The following is a 23909-nucleotide window of genomic DNA, read 5'->3' as shown; positions in this document are numbered from 1 at the left end:
AATGGAAGATCAAATTATAATCGGCAAGGATCATCCGGTCGTCAAGCATCACAAGGCCTACGGTCAAGAGCTGTTTCCGGGATTTGCGTACATCGATCTGCTCTATCAGCTGTTTCGAGAGCGGGGCTATGATTTCGCACGGCTGGAGCTTCTCAATCTTTCCATTTATAACCCGCTGGTCGTGGGGCAGGATCTGAACGTCCTGCTCCGCGTTCAGTGCGACGAGACGGAAGCCGGCCGCTGGCAGATTCGCGTGGAAGGGCAGGAGCAGCGTAAGGGGGTCTTGTCCCCGGAGCGCAAGTTGCACATCACGGCGGAGATGCATCTGTGCGATCCGCTGACGTTCGACGAGGTTCTTGATATCAGCCAGATTAAGCAGACGGCCGCGCGCTCGGTATCGCTTGATTCGTTTTATGCGCAGTGCCGCCACCAAGAGCTCATGCATACCGGGTTCATGCTGGCGGACGGCGTGGTCTATGAGGGCGAGAACGGGGCGTCTTACATCGAGATCGCGCTGGGGGACGAGGCGCGCCGCAGTGCGGAGGGCTTCATGTTCCACCCGACGCTGATCGATGGCAGCGGCGTTGGCACCGGTGTCTTGTTCGACAACACGAATCAGGAGGAGCAGCGGCTGTTCCTGCCGCTGTTTTATGAAAAATTCCGCGCCTCCGCGCTGCTCGGAACGGAGTGCTGGACGCGTATCGCCAAGCCGGTTGAGCGGAAGAAAGAGCTCAATTTTCTGACGATGGAGTTTTTTGACACGAACGGAAAGAAGATCGCGGAGCTGCTCAATTACAAGGGCAAGCTGGTGCGCGGGGCAGGGCTGATCAATCCGGCCCGCAAGGCGGAGGCCGCTGTGCAAGAAAAGCCAAAACCACAGCCCCGACCTTCCGCACCGATCGCACCTCCTGCGTATGCATCGGGAGGCGGTTCGGCGGTCGAGGAGGCGTCCTCTTTCCTGCGCCAGTTGATCGCCGAAAAGCTGGGCAAACCGGAAGATCAAGTGGCGACAGATGTCGGGTACTACGAGATCGGCCTTGACTCGTCGATGCTGCTGGAAGTCGTGACAGCGATCGGCAGCAAGCTCGAAACGCAGCTCATGCCGACGCTGTTGTTCGAGTACACGACGATCACGGAGCTGGCCGAGTACCTCGCTGAGCATCATGCGGACCGCTTCGGCGGTGGTGCAAGCGGAGCGAATCAGGCAGAGGCAGTGTGGAGCGAGCAGGCGGACGAGCTGTACGAAGCTGAGCACGAACTCCCGAAGATCAGCAGCTATGGCGTGCCGGATGCGGGGGAGGACATCGCGATCATCGGGATGTCCGGCAAGTATCCGCAATCGCGCGACCTTCACGAGTTCTGGGAGAATCTTCTGGCTGGCAAAGACTGCATCACGGAGGTTCCGGAGTCGCGCTGGGAGCGGGAGCGGCTGGAGGGCGTCAAGTCTCCGTCCGGCAAGCCGATGTCGCGGTGGGGCGGTTTTATCCATGATCCGGACCGCTTCGACCCGCAATTCTTCCGCATCTCGCCACGTGAGGCGGAGACGATCGACCCGCAGGAGCGCTTGTTCCTGGAGACCTGCTGGGAAGCGGTGGAAGACGCCGGCTACACCCCGAAGACGGTGGTGACGCCAAAAGGGCCGAACAAGCGCCGCAATGTCGGCGTGTTCGTCGGGGTGATGCACAAGGACTACACGCTGATTCAAGCCGAAGCGGTGCGCGACGGACAGCCGCAGCCTTTGTCGCTCAGCTATGCCTCGATCGCAAACCGCGTGTCGTATTTTTGCAATTTTCACGGACCGAGCATGGCGATCGACACCGTCTGCTCGTCTTCGCTGATCGCCGTGCATCTGGCGCTGGAGAGCATCAAGCGCGGCGAGTGTGAAGTGGCGCTGGCCGGCGGGGTGAACCTGTCGCTGCATCCGAATAAGTACATGACGTATGGCATGATGGACATGCATTCCAGCGACGGGTACTGCCACACGTTTGGCAAGGGCGGCGACGGGTATGTGTCGGGCGAAGGCATCGGCGCGGTGCTGCTCAAGCCGCTGAGCAAGGCGATTGCGGACAACGACCACATCTATGCGGTGGTCAAAGGAAGCACGACCAACCACGTGGGCGCGGTGAGCGGGATCACCGTCCCGAGCCAGGTGGCCCAAGCGGACATGATTCAGACATGTTTGGAAAAAACGGGTGTCGATCCGCGCACGATCTCGTATATGGAAGCGCACGGCACCGGGACGTCGCTCGGCGACCCGATCGAGATCCAAGGGCTGGTCAAGGCGTTCCGAAACTTCACGCCGGACAAGCAATACTGCTCGATCGGGTCGGTCAAGTCCAACATCGGCCACAGTGAATCGGCGGCCGGCATCAGCGGTATGCACAAAGTCGCCCTGCAGCTTCATCACAAAAAGCTCGTGCCGTCACTGCATTCGGCGGAACTCAACCATTATATCGATCTGGAAAATTCGCCTTTTTACGTCCAGCACAAGACCGAAGAGTGGCAGCGTCCGACGCTCATTGAAAACGGTGAGCGGGTGGAGTACCCGCGCCGTGCCGGGCTAAGCTCGTTCGGGGCGTACGGCTCGAACGCGCACGTGATCTTGGAGGAATACATCCCGCCGCAAGCGGTGACGAGCACGGAAGGGCAGGGTGCCGCGCTGGTTCCTCTGTCCGCGAAGAACAAAGAGCGCCTGGTCGCCTATGCGGACCGCTTGCTGGCGGCTCTGAACAAGAATGAGGAGGCGCAGCGTCAGAATCCGGTGCGGGTGGCTGTGCAAGCTGTGGAGCCTGTGCAAGCGCAAGGGATGGAACTGCGTTTGGAAGCGGTGATGCGGGAGATGCTCGCGGAGCTGATCCACGTGAAGGCAGACGCATTGGAAGCGGATGTCGAGTGGAGCGAATATGGCATCGAACCGATTCACCTCGCCCAACTGAGCGAGCGTCTGCAAGCGGAATTCCTACTGGAGGTCGATCCTAAAGAACTGCTGGAGCAAGAGTCGATCGCGGCGGCGGTGGCCCACGTGGCAGAGCTTGAGGGAACGGTGCGGGAAACGGTGGCGGCCAGCCTGCATCTAGAGTCTGTCACCCCGGCTGAGGAGGCTCTTCAACGCCTTAACCTGATCGACCTCGCGTACACGCTACAAGTCGGACGGGAGGCGATGGAGGAGCGCGTGGCCTTTGTCGTCCGAGACCTCTCGGAGCTGAAGCAAAAGCTCGAAGCGTATCTGGCAGACCCGGACGGGCAGGCGGGCGTGCCTCGCGGCTCCGTCAAACAGAACAAAGAGACGGTTGCGCTCTTCAGCGCAGACGAAGACTCGCGGGAACTCCTGAACCGATGGATCGCCAAAGGCAAGCATGACAAGCTGGCAGACCTCTGGGTCAAAGGCGTGGAGATCGACTGGAATCGCCTTTACCGTCAAGGGAGTCCGCAGCGCATCAGCCTGCCGACCTACCCGTTTGCCAAGGAGCGCTATTGGGTTCTCAAGGCTGCAAGCAGAGCGACGGAACAGGTCGCGGCCGAAACAGCGAGCGTGCAGAGCGTGCTTCATCCGCTGCTGCATCAGAACACGTCCGATTTTGCCGAACAGCGTTTCTCGTCGACCTTTACCGGCGAGGAGTTCTTCCTGAACGATCATCGGGTGCAAGGCAATCGCGTCCTGCCGGGCGTGGCTTATCTGGAGATGGCGCGGGCCGCAGTCGAGCATGCAGCCGGCGGGCTGGTCGAAGGGCCGAGCGAGGTGCAACTGCAGAATGTCGCATGGGTTCGCCCGATCACGTTAGGAGAGCAGCCTGTGCAGGTGCACATCGGACTGTTCCCGGAAGAGAACGGCGAGGTCGCGTATGAGATATACACCGTGGGGCAGGACTCCGAGCCGGTGGTGCATGGCGAAGGCCGCGCGCTTCTCGCTTCTGTCACGGCTCCTCCGACGGTCGATCTTGCCTCGTTCCAGAAGCAAGCGTCCTCGCAGGTGCTGACTTCGGCAGCCTGCTATGAAGCCTTCTCGTCGATGGGCATCGAGTACGGGGAAGGTCATCGCGGCATTCAAGAGCTCTACGTCGGCGAAGGTCTCGTGCTAGCTCGACTGTCTCTGCCGTCCGCGCTGTCAGCATCCGCCAGCCGGTATGTTCTGCATCCGAGCCTGATGGATTCTGCGCTGCAGGCGTCGGTTGGCTTCCTGCTCGGCGCGCGCGGAGACCTCTCGCCGAACCCGATTTTGCCGTTCGTGCTGCAAAAGCTGGAGGTCTACCAAGCCTGCACCTCTGAGATGTGGGCGGTGCTCCGCCACAGCGAAGGCAGCCAAGCAGGAGGCGCGGTGGAAAAGCTCGACATCGATCTGTGCGACGAGGCAGGCCGCGTTTCGGTTCGAATCAAAGGCTTCACGTACCGTACGTTGGATGCGAAAACGCCGTCCGGGCAGGAGGGTGAAAAAGACCCGCTGGTCGGCAACTTGACCTTGGCACCGGTATGGAATGTCGTCACGCCGGAACGCGTTCCGTCTTACCCGGCTTCTGCCGATCGCGTGCTGGTGGCCGGAGGCACTTCGGAGCAGCAGCGTTCCGTGTGCGTGCACCTTTCGAACGTGGAATCGCTCGACCTTCAGCCGAGCGATTCCATCGCAGAGATCGGGGACAAGCTGCAGCGTCTGGGCAGCTTCGACCACATTTTCTGGATCGCTCCGGAGCGCGCTCTCTCCTCGGTGATGAACGAGGCGCTGGTCCGCGAGCAGGAAGAAGGCGTGCTGCTGCTCTTCCGCACGATCAAAGCTCTTTTGCAAGCGGGATACGAATCCCGCCCGCTGGGCTGGACGGTACTCACGACGCAGGCCCAACCGTTGCACGCGCAGGAGCAGGTCAACCCGACCCACGCCAGCTTGCACGGATTGGTAGGCTCTCTGGCGAAGGAGTACCCGCGCTGGAAAATCCGCCTGGTCGATCTCGAAGCGGGCGCCTGGCCGCTGGTTGACTTGCTGCAGCTCCCGACGGATCGCCGTGGTCGTTCTTGGGTCTATCGAGGCGGCGAATGGCACCGCCAACAGCTCGTCTTGCTCCAAGCGGCGCGGGCTGACAGCACGCTGTACCGACAGGGCGGCGTGTATGTGGTGATCGGTGGGGCCGGACGGATCGGAGAAGCATGGACCGAGTACATGATCCGCCGCTACGAGGCGCAGGTCGTCTGGATCGGTCGCCGTCAACCGGATGCCTCCATTCGAGCCAAGCTCGCAGCCCTCGGACGGCATGGCAAGGCTCCGCACTATGTGGCCGCCGATGCGACCGATACCGCGTCGCTCCAGCGGGCGCATGACGAGATCAAGCAGCGGTATGGCCGAATTGACGGGATCATCCACTCGGCGATGGTGTTGCAGGACGCAGGATTGGATCACATGGAGGAGGCGCAATTCCGCACCGGATTCTCGGCAAAGGCGGACGTCTCTTTGCGCGTGGCCCAGGTGTTCCGCGACAAGTCGCTTGATTTTGTCCTGTTCTTCTCTTCAATCATCTCGTTCATCAAAAATGCGAACCAGAGCCACTATGCGGCTGGTTGCACGTTCATGGATGCTTTTGCCCATCAGATGGCGCACGAGATGTCTTGCCGCGTGAAGGTGATGAACTGGGGCTACTGGAACGCCGAGGAGATCGTGCATTCCAAAGAAGGGGAGCTGTTGTCACAGGTCGGCATCGGATTTGTCGAGCCGAAGGAAGCGATGGAAGCTCTGGAGACGCTGCTGACACGCCCGATCGTCCAATTAGGGCTGATGAAAACCACTAAGGCCGTGCAGGTCGAAGGGGTGAACGCGACCGAAACGATGCAGATCGGGACGGACGTTCTGCCTGCGCTTGCAGAGTCGCTGCAAAAGCGCCTGCCGGATCAGAACGGTCGCGTGGCGCGCATGAAGGCGGACGAGAGCTTGGACAAGACGGACATGGAGGAGTTGCTGGTTCGTCTGCTCGGCGCGCAGCTGCAAGCGCCGCAATTGCAGGACGGAAATGCGGTGCGCGGATTTTACCGCAAATGGCTGGCGGAGAGCGTCGCCGTTCTGGAGCGCGATCCTGCGCTCAAGTTCGATACGCCGGCACAGGTGCTCTGGCAGGAATGGGAAGCGAGCAAGCCGCACTGGCTCACCAACCCGAACCTGAAAGCCCAGGTGCAGCTCGTTGAGGCCACCTTGCACGCCTTGCCGGATATCCTTACCGGCCGAGTGCCGGCGACGGAGATCATGTTCCCGAACTCCTCGATGGCGCTGGTGGAGGGGATCTACAAGAACAACCAGATCTCCGACTACTTCAACGAGGTGCTCGCCAACACGGTGGTGACCTATCTGCAGGAACGGTTGGCGGACGATCCGGCCGTCTCCCTGCGCATTCTGGAGGTAGGTGCCGGCACAGGAGGCACGAGCGCGATGGTTTTCCGCAAGCTGCGGCCGTATCAGGATCGCATTGTGGAGTACTGCTACACCGACATCTCGCGTGCGTTTCTGCTGCATGCAGAGCGTGAGTACAGGGCTGACAATCCGTATCTCGCACCGAAGATCTTCAACGTCGAAGCACCGCTCGCCGGACAGGACATTGAAGCGGGGGCCTACGACCTTGTCATCGCGACCAACGTTCTGCATGCGACCAAGAACATCCGGCAGACGATTCGCAACGCCAAAGCCGTGCTTCGACCGAACGGCCTACTTTTGCTGAACGAGATCTCGCAAAATGCGCTGTTCACGCATCTGACGTTCGGCCTGCTCGAAGGCTGGTGGCTATACGAAGATGCAGAGTTGCGCATTCCGGGCAACCCGGGCCTGTTCCCGGAGGTCTGGGGTAAGGTGCTGGCGAGCGAAGGCTTCTCCGGCGTGTTCCATCCGGCAGAGCAGGCGCATGAGTTCGGCCAGCAGGTTGTCGTCGCCATGAGCGACGGCGTCGTTCGCCAGAAGCAGGCTGCGAAGAAAAGCAAGCCGGTGGCCAAGCAGGCGACCAAGCCACAAGCAGCAAAACCGCAAGCGGTATCGATCAAGCCGGCCTATGTGCAGGCGACAGTCGCCGCGCTTTCTCCTGAATCTCTGCGCGAGAAGAGCGTGACGTATCTGAAAGAGCTCGTCAGCGACACGCTGAAGATTCCGGTGAACAAGATCGACGAGACGGAAGCGTTGGAGGAGTACGGGATCGACTCGATCCTCGTCGTGCAGCTGACCAATGCTCTGCGCGAGGTGTTTGGGGAGATCAGCAGCACCTTGTTCTTCGAATATCAGACGCTCGGCGAGCTGGCCGACTATTTTGTCAAGGCACACAAGGACGCTTTGCAAAAGGCGATCGGCTTCGAGCCGGAACCGGTGAGAGCAGAACCGATTACGGTTGTGCAGCCGGCATCCGTCGCGCCTGTCGCGCAGGCTCCTGTTACGAAAGAACACCTACGTGAAAACGTCATCGCCTACCTTCAAAATGTGGTCGGTGACACGCTGAAGATTCCGAGTGACCAGATCGACCCGTCCGAATCGCTGGAGGAGTATGGCATCGATTCGATTCTCGTCGTCCAACTGACCAATGCATTGCGCGTAGGGATTGGGGAGGATCTCAACAGCACGCTGTTCTTTGAATACCAGACCCTAGACTCGCTGGCCGGTCATCTGGTCGACACGCAGCGCGAGGCGCTTGTCGCAAAGCTCGGGCTGGCCGGGCAGACGGAGGTGCAGCAGACGCCGCGCACGGAGGCTCCCATGCCTGCACAGGCTGCGCAAACACGCACGAGCCTGACCTTCCGCACATCCTCCAAGCGCTATCTGCAGCGGCAAGAAGAGGCACCAGTCGCCCGCGAAGTGAGAGCTGAAGAGCCTCCGATGCGCCTGCAGGACATCGCGATCGTCGGGCTGGCCGGGCGCTACCCGGGCGCTGACGATGTGAACAGCTTCTGGAACAATCTGAAGCAGGGTCGCAGCAGCGTGGGCGAGATTCCGCAAGAACGCTGGAACTGGCAGGACTATTTTGACCCGGAAAAAGGAAAAGCGGGGACGATGTACACCCGATGGGGAGCGTTCCTGAAGGACATCGACAAGTTCGATCCTTTGTTCTTTCAGATCTCCCCTGCCGAAGCGGAGAAGATGGACCCGCAGGAGCGGTTGTTCATGGAGACGGTATACACGAGCATCGAAGATGCGGGGTACACGCCGGGCACTCTCGCCGAGAGTGGCAAGGTCGGGGTGTTCGCCGGGATTATGAACGCTTTTTACCCGACGGGTGCGAACTTCTGGTCGCTGGCGAACCGCGTCTCGTATCTCTTTAACTTCCAAGGGCCGAGCATCAATGTAGATACGGCTTGCTCGTCGTCTTTGACGGCGATTCATCTCGCCTTGGAGAGCTTGTACAGCGGTACGAGCGATTGTGCGATCGCAGGCGGTGTTAACCTGATCTCTGATCCGGCGCACTATCTGCGGCTCTCGGCGATGACCATGCTCTCGGCGACCGATGCGTGCAAGGCGTTCGGCGATGGGGCCGACGGCTTTGTCGACGGAGAGGGCGTCGGCGCGATCCTCCTGAAGCCGCTGCACAAGGCGATCGCCGATGGCGACCACATCTATGGCGTCATCAAGGGCAGCATGGTAAACGCGGGCGGCAAAACCAACGGCTACACGGTGCCGAACCCGAACGCGCAGTCTCGCGTCATCGCAGACGCTCTGCAGCGGGCGGGCATTCGCCCGCGGACGGTCTCGTATCTCGAAGCGCATGGAACCGGCACGTCGCTGGGCGACCCGATCGAGATCACCGGCCTGACCAAAGCATTTGAAACAGGCACGGAGGACAAGCAGTTCTGTGCGATCGGCTCGGCCAAGTCGAACATCGGCCATTGCGAGAGCGCTTCAGGCATCGCGGGCGTGACCAAAGTGTTGCTGCAGATGTTGCATGGACAGATCGCTCCGACCCTGCACGCCAAGACGCTTAACCCGAACATCAACTTCGGCAAGACACCGTTTGTCGTGCAGCAGGAACTGGGAGAGTGGCCGCGTCCGGTTCTGGAACTGGATGGGGTTCGTCGAGTATATCCGCGCATCGCAGGGATCTCGTCGTTTGGCGCCGGCGGTTCGAACGCGCATCTGGTGATCGAGGAATATATCCCGAGCGGAGCAAGCCAGACCAAAGGCACCGCGCCGGAGCAGCCAGTGATCGTCGTGCTGTCGGCGAAGAATGAGGAGCGCCTGCAGGAAAAGAGCCGCCAACTGCTCGCCTTCGTGGCGGAAGGACGCCTCACGGATGCCGATCTAGTGGACGCGGCCTACACGTTGCAGGTGGGACGCGAAAAGATGGAAGAGCGGATGGCCCTCGTGGTACGTTCCTTGCAAGAGCTGACAGACCGTTTGGTAGCGTACGTGCAAGGGCAGGAAAACATCGCAGGGCTGTACCGTGGTCAGGTCAGACGCGGCAAGGACAAGCCGAGCCTTGGCCACCTCGCATCCGAGGCAAACGATTGGATGCAGAATCGTCAGCACGACAAGCTCGCCGAATTCTGGGTCCTTGGTGGCAGCATTGACTGGAACGAGCTGTATCAAACCCTACCGCAGCGCATCAGCCTGCCCACCTATCCGTTCGCCAAAGAGCGTTACTGGATGTCCAAGGAGGAGGGGACGGCGGGCAGTGGACTCCGTTCGTCGCACGCAATGAACACGGCGCTTCACCCGCTGCTTCATCGCAACACGTCCGACCTGACCGAGCAGCGATTTACCTCGACCTTCACAGGGGAGGAGTTCTTCTTGGCCGACCATGTCGTGCAAGGCCAGCGCATGCTGCCGGGCGTGGCGTATCTGGAGATGGCGCGCGAAGCTGTCGAACTGGCAGCCGCTTCTCTGAAAGATGGAAGAGACGGCCTGCGCCTGAAGCATGTCATCTGGGCAAGCCCGCTCCTCCTCGGGGAGCAGCCGCTGGATGTGCATCTGAGCCTGTTCCCGGAAGCGGATGACGAGATCGGGTTTGAGGTCTATCGCGAGGAGGAGACAGGTCAGGAACTGGTCATTCACTCGCAAGGGCGTGCGGTCTGGAAGTCGTTTGAAGCCATGCCAAGCCTTGACCTCAAGACTTTGCAGTCTCAGTGCTCCCTGAAGACGCTTGATGCCTCCGCGTTCTACTCGATGTTTGAGTCGCTTGGCATCGACCACGGGCCGGCACATCGCGGCGTCGAGCGCGTGCATCTGGGTACGGATCGAGCGCTCGCCCGCCTTGTGCTGCCGGCTTCCGTTGAGCAGGAAAGCTCGTTTATGCTGCATCCGAGCCTAATGGATTCGGCCTTGCAGGTCACGCTGGCCCTGTTGTCCGACGGTGCCGACATCAAGCATCCGGCTCTGCCGTTCGCGTTGGAGGAAGTAGACATCCTCGGTTCGTGCACGGACGAGATGTGGGTGCTCGTGCGCCGCAGCGCTGGCAGCCGTCCGGGGGACAAGGTGCAGAAGTTCGACCTTGACCTCTGCGCCGCAGAAGGCGATGTCCGCGTTCGCATCAAGGGCTATTCCGCACGACAACTGGACGATGGGCGCGGCCGAGAAGGAACGCTGATGCTGCTCCCGAACTGGACGGAGCAACCGGTCGGCGAGCCGGCACAACAGCCGAGCTACAGCCAGCGCTTGGTGCTCCTCTGCGACATGGAGGCAGACGTGAACGACGCTCGCTGCATAACTTTGCGCTCGGAGACATCCGATCCGGCAGCGCGTTATGAAGCGCACGCGACCCAAGCGTTCCGAGAGATCAAAGCTCTGCTCCAGCACAAGCCCAAAGGCCAAGTGCTCGTGCAGATCGCAGTCGGCACCGAGCCGGAGCATCGCTTGAGCGCAGGACTCTCCGCTCTGCTGCGAACGGCGTCGCAAGAGAATCCAAACCTGATCGGGCAACTGATCGAACTGGAGCGCACGTCCGCTGCGACGGAAGTGGCCGCTCGCCTGCAAGAGAATCTCGCCCGCTTGGAAGATCGGCACATTCGCTACCAAGATGGCAAGCGCTGGGTGGCAGGCTGGAGCGAAGCGGAGGTCTCCCGGCAGGAGGTGCACATCCCGTGGAAAGATGGCGGGACGTACCTGATCACGGGCGGCGCAGGCGGTCTCGGCCTGATCGTGGCTCGGGAGATCGTGCAGCAAGTCAGCGGCACGACCTTGTATCTCACCAGCCGCTCTGCTCTTGGAGCGGCACAGCAGACCGCGATTCAGGAGCTGCAAGCGACAGGTGCTCGCATCGAGTACAAGCGTGTAGATGTAACAGACAGAGCACAGGTCGAGCGCCTATTTGACGCCATCCGCGCCGACTCCGGCAAGCTGGACGGGCTCGTCCACAGCGCCGGCGTGATTCGCGACAACTTCATGCTGAAGAAAACGGAAGCGGAACTGGCCGAGGTGCTGGCTCCCAAAGTGGCGGGTCTGGTGAATCTGGATCAAGCGAGTGGCGACATGCCTCTCGACTTCTTCGTCACCTTCTCGTCAATCGCCGGTGTGCTCGGCAATCCGGGCCAAGCGGACTACAGCATGGCCAATGCCTTCTTGGATGCATATGCCCAGTATCGCAACGGGCAGGTGGCAGCCAAGCAGCGCCAAGGTCGCACGCTGTCGATTAACTGGCCGCTCTGGCAGGACGGCGGCATGCGCTTGGATGCCGAGACGGAGCGAGCCTTGCAAGAGCAGTTAGGCATGACCGCGATGCCGACCTTGAGCGGCGTACAGGCGCTGTATCAGAGCCTCGCGGTGGAACAGGATCAGGTTGTCGTGTTTCACGGCGACATGAGACAGCTGCGGGCTTCCTTGTTGGAGCAGCCGCAAGAGACGGCAGTTCCGACTGCATCGGCTTCTGTGCTGGACATGTCTTCGGTGTCGGAAGAGATCCTGCGTGACAAGTCGATTCTCTTTTTCAAAAAATTGCTCTCGACCGTCCTGAAGATGCCGACGGCCCGCATCGAAGCGGATGCGCCGCTTGAGGACTATGGCATCGATTCGATCATGGTCATGCAGATGACCAACCAGCTGGAAAAAACGTTTGGTTCGCTGCCGAAGACCTTGTTCTTCGAATATCAGAACATCGAAGATCTGACCGGGTACTTCATCGACTCCTATCCGGAGCCGATGAAAAAGCTGCTCGGGGTCGAGGTGCCGACAGATCAGCCGGCTGCGGCAGCCGCTGAGCCGGTCGCCGCAGCCGAGCCGATCGGAGAGCGGGAAGCGCCCGTGCTCAGCAAGCGAGGGAGAGGCCGCTTCGTACAAGCTCCTTCGAAGGTGGGTGCAAACGTGCCGACCGATGGAGCAACTTCTGATGCAAAACCGCTGGATATCGCGATCATCGGCGTATCCGGCCGCTACCCGGAGGCGCAGAACCTGCGCGAGTTTTGGAAAAACCTGCGCGATGGTCGGGACTCGATCACGGAGATTCCAGCTGACCGCTGGGATCACAGCCCGTATTACGACGCCGACAAGCGCAATCCGGGCAAAACGAACAGCAAGTGGGGTGGCTTCCTCCAAGATGTGGACAAGTTCGATCCGCTGTTCTTCAACATCTCCCCTCGCGATGCGGAGTTCATGGACCCGCAAGAGCGGCTGTTCCTGCAGACCGTCTGTGAAGCGATGGACGATGCGGGGTACACCCGCGATGCGCTCGCCAAGCACCGCGCCTATGGGCTCGACGGCAATGTCGGGGTGTTCGTCGGCGTAATGTATGAAGAGTATCAGCTGTACGGGGCGCAGCAGACGCTGCTCGGCAAGCCGATGGCGCTGGCCGGCAACCCGTCTTCGATCGCCAATCGCGTGTCCTATTTCCTGAACCTTCACGGGCCGAGCCTGGCGGTCGACACGATGTGCTCTTCGTCCTTGACCGCGATTCATCTGGCTTGTCAGAGCTTGCTGCATGGCGGGTGCGAGGTGGCGATTGCCGGCGGCGTCAACGTGTCGGTGCACCCGAACAAGTACCTGCTGCTCGGGCAGAACAACTTCGCGTCGAGCAAAGGGCGCTGCGAGAGCTTTGGCGAAGGCGGCGACGGATATGTGCCGGGCGAAGGCGTGGGCGCTGTGCTGCTCAAGCCGCTGGCCAAAGCGCTGGAAGACGGAGACCAGATCTACGGCGTGCTGAAAGCGACCGCCATCAACCACGGCGGCAAGACCAACGGCTATACCGTCCCGAACCCGAACGCGCAGGCGAGCGTGGTCGGCCGTGCCTTTAAAGAGGCCGGCATCGATCCGGGCACGCTCTCCTATGTGGAAGCGCACGGCACCGGAACGTCGCTGGGCGACCCGATTGAGATCGCCGGTCTCACCAAGGTCTTCCAAGAATCGCGTGTCGGCGGGCAGAAGTGCGCGATCGGTTCGGTCAAATCGAACATCGGGCACTCGGAGAGCGCCGCGGGCATCGCCGGTCTGACGAAGGTGCTGCTGCAAATGAAACATCGTCAGCTCGTGCCTTCTCTGCATTCAGCCGTGCTCAACCCGCACATCGACTTTGACCGTACGCCGTTCGTCGTCCAGCAGGAGCTGGCGGAATGGAAGCGGCCGGTGATCGACGGGCGGGAAGTGCCGAGGAGAGCAACTGTAAGCAGCTTTGGTGCGGGTGGTTCCAATGCCTGCCTCTTGCTGGAGGAATACGTTCCCGAAGCGGAGGTTCGCGTGCAGCGGAAGGTCACCGTAGAGAACCCGGCGGTCGTTGTGCTGTCGGCCAAAGAAGAGCCGCGCCTGATCGAGCAGGCAAGGCATCTTCTGATCGTTTTGCAAGAGGAAGCGTTCACCGAAGCCGACCTCGTCGATTTCGCCTACACCTTGCAGGTCGGACGAGAAGCGATGGAGGAGCGGTTGGCCCTGACGGCTTCGAGCGTCGGGGAGTTGGTGGAAAAGCTGGCGGGCTTCCTGAATGGGGAGGACGGTATCGACGGCTTGTACCGTGGTCAGCTCAAAGGCAACAAAGAGACCCTGTCATTGTTTGCGGCCGATGAAGACTTGCAGGCGGCGATCGAGGCGTGGGTGAGCAAGCGCAAATATGCGAAGCTGCTCGACCTGTGGGTCAAAGGATTGGCGTTTGACTGGAGCCGGCTCTACGAAGGAAACCGACCGCGACGCATCTCCCTGCCGAGCTACCCGTTCGCCAAGCAGCGCTGCTGGGTGGAGCCGCTGATGGAGAATCCGGGAGCGGCTTCCTTTGCACCGCAGACTTCAAGCGCAGAAGCGAACCTTCTGCACGATGAGCAAGGCGAGGTTGTGAGTCTGGTTCCTGTCTGGGATGCAGTTCCCTTGGAGCGAGGCCCCTTGCACCCATCCCCGCTCGATCAGATCGCCATCATAGGCGGCACGCCGGAGCAGCAGCAAGCGATCCGGCAGTATCTGCCGAACGCGCGCGAACTTGACATCAAGCCGGGAGAGAGCGTGGAGGCCATCGCCAGCAAGCTGAAGGCGCGCGGTGCGCTCGATCACATTTTCTGGATCGCGCCCGATCGTTCTTCTGACGGGCTGGAGCTGGGGGCGGTGATCACCGGGCAGCACGAAGGGGTTCTGCTCGCCTTCCGCCTGATCAAAGCGGTGCTCGATCTCGGGTACGGAGCTCGAAGCCTTGGCTGGACGGTGCTGACGACGCAGACGCAGGCTCTGCACCGCGAAGAGACGGTCAACCCGGTTCACGCCGGCTTGCATGGCCTGATCGGTTCAATGGCCAAGGAGTATCCGAACTGGAACATTCGCCTGGTCGATCTGGACGCAGAGGAGGCATGGCCGCTGCCCGACCTGTTTACGATCCCGGCAGACCCGCAAGGGGATGCATGGGTCTATCGAGGACGGCAATGGCATCGCCAGCAACTGGCGGAGCTGAGTTGTTCACAGCCGGATCAGACGATCTACAAGCCGGGCGGCGTATACGTGGTGATCGGCGGGGCTGGCGGCATCGGCGAAGTCTGGAGCGAGTACATGATCCGTACTTACGCGGCGCAGATCGTCTGGATCGGCCGCCGTTCGCAGGATGCCGCGATTGAAGCCAAGCGGATCGCCCTGTCCAAGCTGGGACCTGCACCTCACTACATCGCGGCGGATGCGACGGATCGACAGTCGCTGCAGCGCGCATATGAGGAGATCAAGGCTCGCTACGGACAGGTCGATGGGATCATACACTCCGCGATCGTGCTGGCGGACAGCAGCCTGGCCAACATGGAGGAGGAGCAGTTCCGTGCCTCGCTCGCAGCCAAGGTGGATGTCAGCGTCCGCATGGCGCAGGTGTTTGGCGAAGAACCGCTCGACTTCGTGTTGATCTTCTCCTCGGTGAACGTGTTTCTCAAAGCGGCAGGCCAGAGCAACTATGTGGCTGGCTGCACCTTTACCGACGCGTTTGCGCACCGGCTCGCACAGGAATGGCCTTGTGCCGTGAAAGTGATGAACTGGGGCTACTGGGGCTCGGTCGGGGTCGTCGCATCTCCGGCCTATCAGGAACGCATGACCCGGGCGGGGATCGGCTCGATCGAGCCGTCTGAGGGCATGCAGGCGCTGGAGACGCTGCTGGCAGGCCCGATGGATCAGATGGCACTGATGAAGATTTTGAACTAGATGAAAAGCGCTCCTCTTCCTGTCTGGGAAGGGGGCGCTTTTTATTATGCAAAAGATAGGAAAGCAAATCACCTGACTTGAGGGGGCAAGAACATGATTCGGTATCTAGGGACAAGAGCAGGAGACATCATCACCGTTTATCCGCATAAGCATCCCTCCATTGTAAAACAGATCCGAAAGGAGTTCGTGTCTGATGACGCCACCCTCCTTCGCGTCTGGGCGGAAGGCAGCCGTGAACGCGAGGAACTGGATGAACTCCTCTGTCGTCTGCTCGGGGCGCACCTGCGCGAACTGGGACTGCATCCGGTCAAGAACCCGGCTCGCGGGTTCTTGACCGACTTATATAACAAGTGGTACGAAGAAAGCCTCGCCCTATTGACCCGTTATGCGCATCTCAGCTTCGACGAATCGTCGGAAACGCTCTGGCAGGAGTGGGAGGCGAGAAAGTCTCGCTGGCTGGAAAAAGCGGAGCTCAAGGCGCAGGTCGTGCTGGTCGAGACGACGATGCGCGCACTGCCGGACATTCTGACGGGCAAGCGGGCGGCGACGGACATCCTGTTTCCTGATGCCTCGATGAAGCTGGTGGAAGGCGTGTATAAAATCAACGCGATCTCTGACGGCTACAACGAAGTGCTGGCCGACACCGTGGTCCTCTACCTGCAGGAGCGTTTGAAAAACGAGCCGGCGGCGCGCATTCGCATCTTGGAGATCGGAGCCGGAACCGGCGGGACGAGCGCGATGGTGTTTGATAAGCTGCAACCTTATCAGCAGCACGTCGAAGAATATTGCTACACGGACATCTCCAAGGCGTTTTTGCTCCATGCCGAACGGGAGTATGCTCCGAAGGCTCCGTATTTGACCTATCGAGTATTCAATGTGGAGGAGCCGATCGCCGGGCAGGGACTGGACGCGGGGGCGTATGACCTCGTGTTGGCGACCAACTGCCTACATGCCACCAAGAACATTCGCCAGACTTTGCGCAATGCCAAGGCTGTTTTAGCAAAAAACGGCCTGTTGCTGCTCAACGAGATGAGCCGCAATTCGGTGTTCACGCACCTGACCTTTGGCCTGCTCGATGGATGGTGGCGGTATGAGGATGCGGAGCTGCGCATGCCGGGTTGCCCGGGCTTGTCTCCGGAGACCTGGTCCTCGGTGCTGAAAACGGAAGGATTCCGCGCGGTCGATCATCCGGCGCAAAAGGCGCACGATCTCGGCCAGCAGATCATCGTGGCGGAAAGCGACGGGGTGGTGCGACAGAAACAGGGGCAAGGGCAGACGGTGGCCTCCACCGCAGCGAAGTCGCCCAAAACGGAGACCCCCGTCGTGTCGAGAGAAGCGGGCGAGGCTCCGGCATCCGAGGTGACGGAAGCGCTGATCGAGGAGCGGGTGAAGAAGGCGATCAAGGACCAGCTCTTCTCTTCTTTAAAAGTGGATCGGGAACGGATTGATTCTGACAAGTCGTTTGCCGATTACGGTCTGGACTCGATCACGGGTGTTCATCTGGTGCAGGCACTAAACGACAAGCTGCCGATCGGTTTGAAGACGACGAACCTGTTCGATTACAGCTCGGTCAACCAACTGGCTTCCTACATACTCCGGCAATACAAAGAAGCGCTTGCCACAGCGTTCGCTCCCGCCAAGCCTCAAACATCGGCGACGACCTCAGCGACTGCAATCGCAAATGACCCTGCAATTGCAAATACAATTGCATCGGCAGCAAAATTGGTGCAAACGGCAAGAGCTCAAGCTGACGTTCAGCAAGGCGCTCGAGAAAGTGCTCGAGAAGGCGGTCGTGTTGACGGTCGAGACGATGCGGGGAAAAAGATCTCCGAACAAGGCGGAGATTTTAATGCGATTGCGATCGTCGGCATGAGCGGGCGTTTTTCGAAGTCGGGGGACTTGGGCGAGCTGTGGGAGCATCTGGCGAACGGAGACGATCTCGTGGGACCGGTGACGCGATGGGATCTTCGCTCTTATCATGCGGAGGGAGCACGCTTTTGCAACGAAGGCGGCTTCCTCGATGACATCGACCGCTTCGATCCGCTGTTCTTCCACATCTCGGGCGTTGAAGCGACGTACATGGACCCACAGCAGCGCATTTTCCTCGAAGAGTCTTGGAAAGCGCTCGAACTGGCCGGTTATGCCGGCGACGCGGTCAAAGGAGCCTCCTGCGGGGTGTATGTCGGGATCAACGGAGGCGACTACCAGCAGTCGATGGTTGAACAGGCACCAGCACAATCGATGTGGGGCAACGCCGCCTCTGTGATTCCGGCGCGCATCTCGTATTTCCTAGACCTTCAAGGCCCGGCGGTCGCGGTCGATACGGCTTGTTCGAGCTCGCTCGTCTCCATCCACTTGGCTTGCCAAGGGTTGCGGTCGGGGGAGACGGACATGGCGCTGGCCGGCGGCGTTTTTATCCAGAGCACGCCTCGTTTCTACTTGACGGCAGAGCGTGCGAGCATGCTCTCGGCGACGGGGCGCTGTCACACGTTCGATGACCAGGCGAACGGATTCGTGCCGGGAGAAGGCGTGGGGGTCGTCGTCCTCAAACGACTGAAAGACGCGCTCGCTGACCGAGATCATATTTATGGCGTGATTCGAGGCTCAGCGCTCAACCAGGACGGCACGACAAACGGAATCACCGCTCCCAGCGCCAATTCGCAAGAGCGTCTAGAGCGCAAGGTCTATGAGACGCATGGGATCGATCCGGAGCAGATTCAACTGGTCGAAGCGCACGGCACCGGAACCAAGCTCGGCGATCCGATCGAGTTCGACGCCTTGACCCGCGCCTTCCGCGCCTACACGGATCGCAAGGAATACTGCGCGATCGGTTCGATCAAAACGAACATCGGACACGCAGCTGCGGCGGCCGGGGTCGCCGGGGTGCTCAAAATCCTGCTTGCGCTGGAACACAAACAACTGCCGCCCTCGCTTCATTTTGATGCGTGGAATGCAGACATCGAGCATCAAGGCAGCCCGTTCTATGTAAACACCAAGCTGCGGGACTGGAGCATCGAGCCGGGGAGCAAGCGCCGCGCGGCGATCAGCGCCTTCGGGTTCAGCGGCACCAACGCGCATATGGTGATCGAGGAACCGCCGCAGACCGTTCAGACGCCGATTGACAGAGCGGGGCATCTGATCGTGCTGTCCGCTCGCACCGCCGAACAGCTTCGCAAGCAGGTGCAGAATCTGATCGCCTTCTGCGAGCAGGAACCGAATGCGGACTGCGGCAACATCAGCTACACCTTGCTCGTCGGGCGCAAGCATCTGTCTCACCGCTTGGCCTGCGTGGTGCGCGATGTGCCGGAACTGGTCAAGTCACTGCAAAAATGGCGGGAGACGGGAAAAGTCGCTGGTGTGCATCACGGCGAATTGCTTGAGAACGAACTTCGGGAACAGCCGTCGCTCAAACGCTACGGCAACCAGTGCATCGAAAACTGTCGCCATGCTGCCCAAGGGGCAGACCTGCTCGAACAGCTCGCGGCCGTGGCCGATCTGTATGCACAAGGCTATGCGCTGGAGTACGGACGCCTGTTTGAAGGGCTTCCCTATGCACGCATCCCGCTGCCGACATATCCGTTTGCCAAGGAGCGGTATTGGAAGCCGGAAGGTTCGGCGCAGTCTGTCGCGAAGGCGGGCGGCACAAACTCCCGCATGCTCCATCCGTTGCTGCACGAAAACATTTCGGTGCTGGAAGAGCAGCGCTATGCGTCTGTTTTTACAGGAAAAGAGTTCTTCCTTGCCGATCATGTGATCAACGGACAGCGGATTCTGCCGGGCGTGGCCCATCTCGAAATGGTCCGCGCAGCTCTTGAGCTGGCGGCGGGAGCGAGCGAAGAAGGCAGCGCATGGCGCTTGCAGCATGTGGGCTTCGCAAGCCCGATCCTCGCAGGGAACTGGCCGGTCGAGGTTCAGGTCGGGCTGCGGGCGGAAGAGGGCGAGGAGATTTCCTTTGAAGTCAGAGACGGGCGGGGGGCTGTCGTACACAGCCAAGGCCGGGCGAGACGCTTGGGTAAGGCAGATGCTCCTGCCGTCGATCTCGCTACGCTGCAGACGGCCTGCTCGCAGAACCGAATCAGCGCTTCCGAGCTGTACGAGCTCTTCCGCCAAGCCGGGCTGGACTACGGGCCGGCACACCAAGGGATCGAGAGCCTGTCGATCGGAACGGGGCAGGTGCTGGCGAAGTTGTCGCTGCCCGATTGCGTGGCTGACATAGAGAGCCGCTACGTTCTGCACCCGAGCCTCATGGACGCGGCGCTGCAGGCCGCGATCGGCCTGATGCTCGGCACTGCGTCATTCAAGCCGCTTGTGCCCTTCGCGTTTGAGGAAGTCGAGATCTACGGTCCGTGCACGCCCTCGATGTGGGCCGTGGTGCGCCGCAGCGAAGGCAGCAGAGCGGAAGACAAGGTGCAAAAGTTCGACGTGGATGCGTGTGACGAAAATGGTCAGGTGCGCGTGCGCTTGAAAGGCTACACCTCGCGCGTTCTGGAAGAGGGAGCAGGGGGGCGCACGCAGGGAGCGCACTTGCTGCAGCCGAGCTGGAAGCAGCAGGGCATCGCGCAGAAGACGGCCCTTCCTGCCCTGTCGCAGCATCTGGTGCTGCTCTGCGAGCTGACGGCACCTCTCGTGCTCGGTGGACAGGTCGTGGCGCTGCAGTCGGATCGTCAGGACATCGCCGAGCGCTACCAAGCGTATGCGGTGCGCGTGTTCGAAGAGATTCAGACCCTTCTGCGCAGCAAGCCACAGGGCAAGGCGCTGGTGCAAGTCGTGGTGCCTGCCGACGGAGAAGGTCAGGTCTTCAGCGGCCTTGCCGGACTGCTTCGCAGCGCCCGCCGCGAGAACCCGAACCTGACCGCGCAGCTGATCGAGGTCGAGGACACGGCAGGATTGGAACTCAAGCTTTTGGAAAATCGCCATTCCCTGCAAGATGACCGCATCCGCTACCGATACGGGCAGCGCTGGGTCGCTTCTTGGGATGTGGCGGAAGTCTCGCAGCAGGCGTTACATATCCCGTGGCGCGATGGCGGCGTCTACCTTCTGACCGGCGGTGCGGGAGGACTCGGCCTGATTTTTGCCAAAGAGATCGCAAGCCAAGTCAAGGCTCCGCGACTGATCCTCACCGGCCGCTCCCCCTTGGGCCTGCAGCAGCAAGCGGCTCTGCGGGAGCTTAAGGATCTCGGCGCACACATCGAGTACCAACAGGTCGATGTGACGCGAGAAGAGGCGGTCGCAGGACTGTTTGAGGAGATCCGGGCGCACTATGGCACCCTCCAAGGCATCCTGCACGGAGCTGGCGTGATCCGCGACAACTTCATCATCCGCAAGACCGGGCAGGAGATGCAGGAGGTGCTGGCTCCCAAAGTGAGCGGTTTGGTCCACCTCGACCGTTCGAGCATTGGGCTGCCGCTGGACTTCTTCGTGCTGTTCTCCGCTGTGGCCGGCTGCCTCGGCAATCCGGGGCAGGCCGATTATGCGGCGGCCAATGGATTCTTGGATGCTTATGCTGCCGAGCGCAATCGTCTGGTCGCTCGCGGGCAACGCCAAGGCCGCACGCTTGCGATCGACTGGCCGCTCTGGCAAGACGGCGGAATGCAGGTGGATGCAGAGACGGAGCAATGGATGAGAGAGCATACGGGGATGATCCCGCTGGAGAGCCGGAACGGGATTCGGGCTCTCTATCAGGGCTTGGCCATCGGGTGCGATCAGTTGATGGTGGTGCAGGGCGACCTCGCCCGGATCACGGAGAAGCTGCACCCGCTGTTCCCTGCTCCTGCTGCCCGTCCGGTTCACAGCGTAGCTGGCCAAGTGCAAGCGAGAGTGCTGCAGCTCGCCTCGGACTTGCTGCAGGTCAGACCTGATGAACTGGATGCCGAGGCCGAGTGGTTGGACTACGGGATCGATGCGTTTCTGATGAATGAGCTGGCCGATCGTCTCAACGAGGAGTTCGGCCTGGATCTGACGCCGAGCACCTTCTCGGAACTGCCGACGATTCAGCAGGTGATCGACCTGCTGACAGGCGAGACCAACAAGCAGGTTCCCGCAGCTCCAATCCCGACTGCCAAGGAAGAGGCGGTTCTGGCGAGCGCAGCGGCCGATTTTTTCAAAAAGCAGCTGTCCTCCGTCCTGGGAGTTCCGGCTGAGAGCATCGAAGCGTCTAGGCCGCTGGAAGTGTACGGCATCGACTCGATCATGGTGATGCAGCTGACCCGTCAATTGGAAAAAACGTTCGGTGCGTTGCCGAAGACGCTGTTCTTCGAGTACCAGAACATTCGTGATCTGACCGGGTACTTTTTGAAAAATCACCGTGCCCATCTGATTGACCTGCTCGGGGTCGAGGAGCGACTAGCAGAGCCTGCATCGGTTTCGGTGGCAGCACCTGTGCGGAAGGTCGTCGCGCCGGTTCGCGCGGCGGTCAAGGAGCCGACCAAACAGAGCGGCGCGCTCGACATCGCGATCATCGGCCTGTCAGGGCGCTACCCGCAGGCGCATGATCTGGAGGCATTCTGGAACAACTTGCGCGAGGGTCGGGACTCGATCACCGAAATTCCAAAGGAGCGCTGGGATCACAGCCCGTATTATGACACGGATCGCAGCAAGCGTGGCAAGACGTACAGCAAGTGGGGCGGGTTCATGCGCGATGTCGACAAGTTCGACCCGCTGTTCTTCAACATTGCACCTCGGGAAGCTGAGATCATGGACCCGCAAGAGCGCCTGTTCCTGCAGTCCGTGTATGAGGCGATGGAAGATGCGGGCTACACTCGCGACACGCTTGTGTCAGGCGGGGAATCGGGCGAGGAGCGCAATGTCGGGGTCTATGTCGGGGTGATGTACTCGGAGTATCAGTTCTACGGAGCGGAGGAGACGTTGCGGGGCCGTCCGATGGCATTGTCGGGCAACCCGTCGTCGATCGCCAACCGCGTGTCCTATTTCTTCAACTTGCACGGCCCGAGCCTTGCGGTCGATACGATGTGCTCCTCGTCGCTCACGGCGATTCATCTGGCCTGCCAGAGTCTGGAGCAAGGCGACTGCGAGCTGGCCGTGGCCGGAGGGGTCAACCTGTCCTTGCATCCGAACAAGTACCTGATGCTCGGCCAAGGCAAGTTTGCGTCGAGCAAAGGGCGCTGTGAGAGCTTTGGTGAAGGGGGCGACGGGTACGTGCCGGGTGAAGGCGTCGGCGCTGTGCTGCTCAAACCGCTCGCCAGGGCGCTAGAGGACGGCGACCAGATCTACGGCGTGATCAAGGGGACGGCGGTCAATCACGGCGGCAAGACCAATGGCTACTCCGTCCCGAATCCGAATCTGCAAGCTCGCGTGATCGGACGCGCGTTCAAAAAGGCTGGCATTCACCCGCGCTCCCTCTCTTACTTGGAAGCGCACGGCACGGGAACGGCGCTCGGCGACCCGATCGAGATTGCCGGATTGATGAGAGTCTTCCAAGAAGACACGACAGACACGCAATTCTGCTCGATCGGATCAGTCAAATCGAATATAGGCCACTGCGAGAGTGCGGCTGGCATTGCGGGCCTGACCAAAGTGCTGCTGCAGATGAAGCATCGCCAGCTAGTGCCGTCTCTGCACGCAGACGTGCTTAACCCGAACATCGACTTTGGTCGGACGCCGTTCGTCGTGCAGCGGGAACTGGCGGAGTGGAAGCGGCCGCTGCTGGAGGTGGACGGCGAGCTTCGCGAGGTTCCGCGCATCGCTGGCATCTCCTCGTTCGGAGCGGGAGGTTCCAATGCGCATCTTGTGATCGAGGAGCATGTGCCGGAGGTAGCACCGCGAGCGGCTGCCCGTATCGCGCAGAACCGTCCGGCTCTGCTCGTGCTGTCCGCCAAAGACGAGCAGCGTCTGCACGAGCAGGTGCTGCGCCTGCAGGCGGCGATCAACAGACAGGTTGTGACGGATGAAACGCTCGCCGATGCGGTCTATACCTTGCAGGTGGGGCGCGAAGTGATGGAAGAGCGGCTTGCCGTGGTGGCAACCTCCGCACAGGACCTGCAGCAGAAGCTGTCCGCTTATCTGCAAGGCCATCCGGCGCTTGGCGCGGTCTTCCGCGGTCAGGTCAAAGGCGCGACGGACAGCTCGCTGTCGTTCGCGGCGGATCAAGATATGCAGGAGCTCGTGACGAAATGGTGGGAGAGCGGCCAGCTTGCCAAGCTGGCCGACCTCTGGGTCAAGGGCCTGCGTGTGGAGTACGGTTCTTTGTATGGTACGGAGAGACCGCGCCGCCTCTCGCTACCGACCTATCCGTTTGCCCGTGAGAGATGCTGGGCGGTGGAGGGGCCGAATTTTGACGAAGGGTTCTATGAGCAGATTCTGGACGAGATGGTGGACGAAGAGATCACCCTCGAAGAAGCCCTTCTGAAAATCAGCAGCGCCCTGATCCCGAATTGATCTC

The 23909-nt window shown here is 60.8% G+C and carries 2 protein-coding genes; both read left to right on the top strand.

Going from position 1 to position 23909, the window contains the following annotated elements:
• Nucleotide 1: 1 nt before the first annotated feature.
• A complete protein-coding gene (locus MHB80_RS17725; protein ID WP_341278225.1) occupies nt 2–15511 on the top strand; it encodes an SDR family NAD(P)-dependent oxidoreductase in 15510 nt (5169 codons plus the stop codon).
• A 93-nt stretch (nt 15512–15604) separates the two neighbouring features.
• Nucleotides 15605–23905, top strand: coding sequence for an SDR family NAD(P)-dependent oxidoreductase (locus MHB80_RS17720; RefSeq protein WP_341278224.1), 8301 nt, complete (start codon nt 15605–15607; stop codon nt 23903–23905).
• The last annotated feature ends 4 nt before the right edge of the window (nt 23906–23909 follow it).

This window comes from Paenibacillus sp. FSL H8-0537 (genome assembly GCF_038051995.1).
Classification (GTDB): domain Bacteria; phylum Bacillota; class Bacilli; order Paenibacillales; family Paenibacillaceae; genus Pristimantibacillus.
This window is presented reverse-complemented; position numbering and strand designations above follow the sequence as displayed.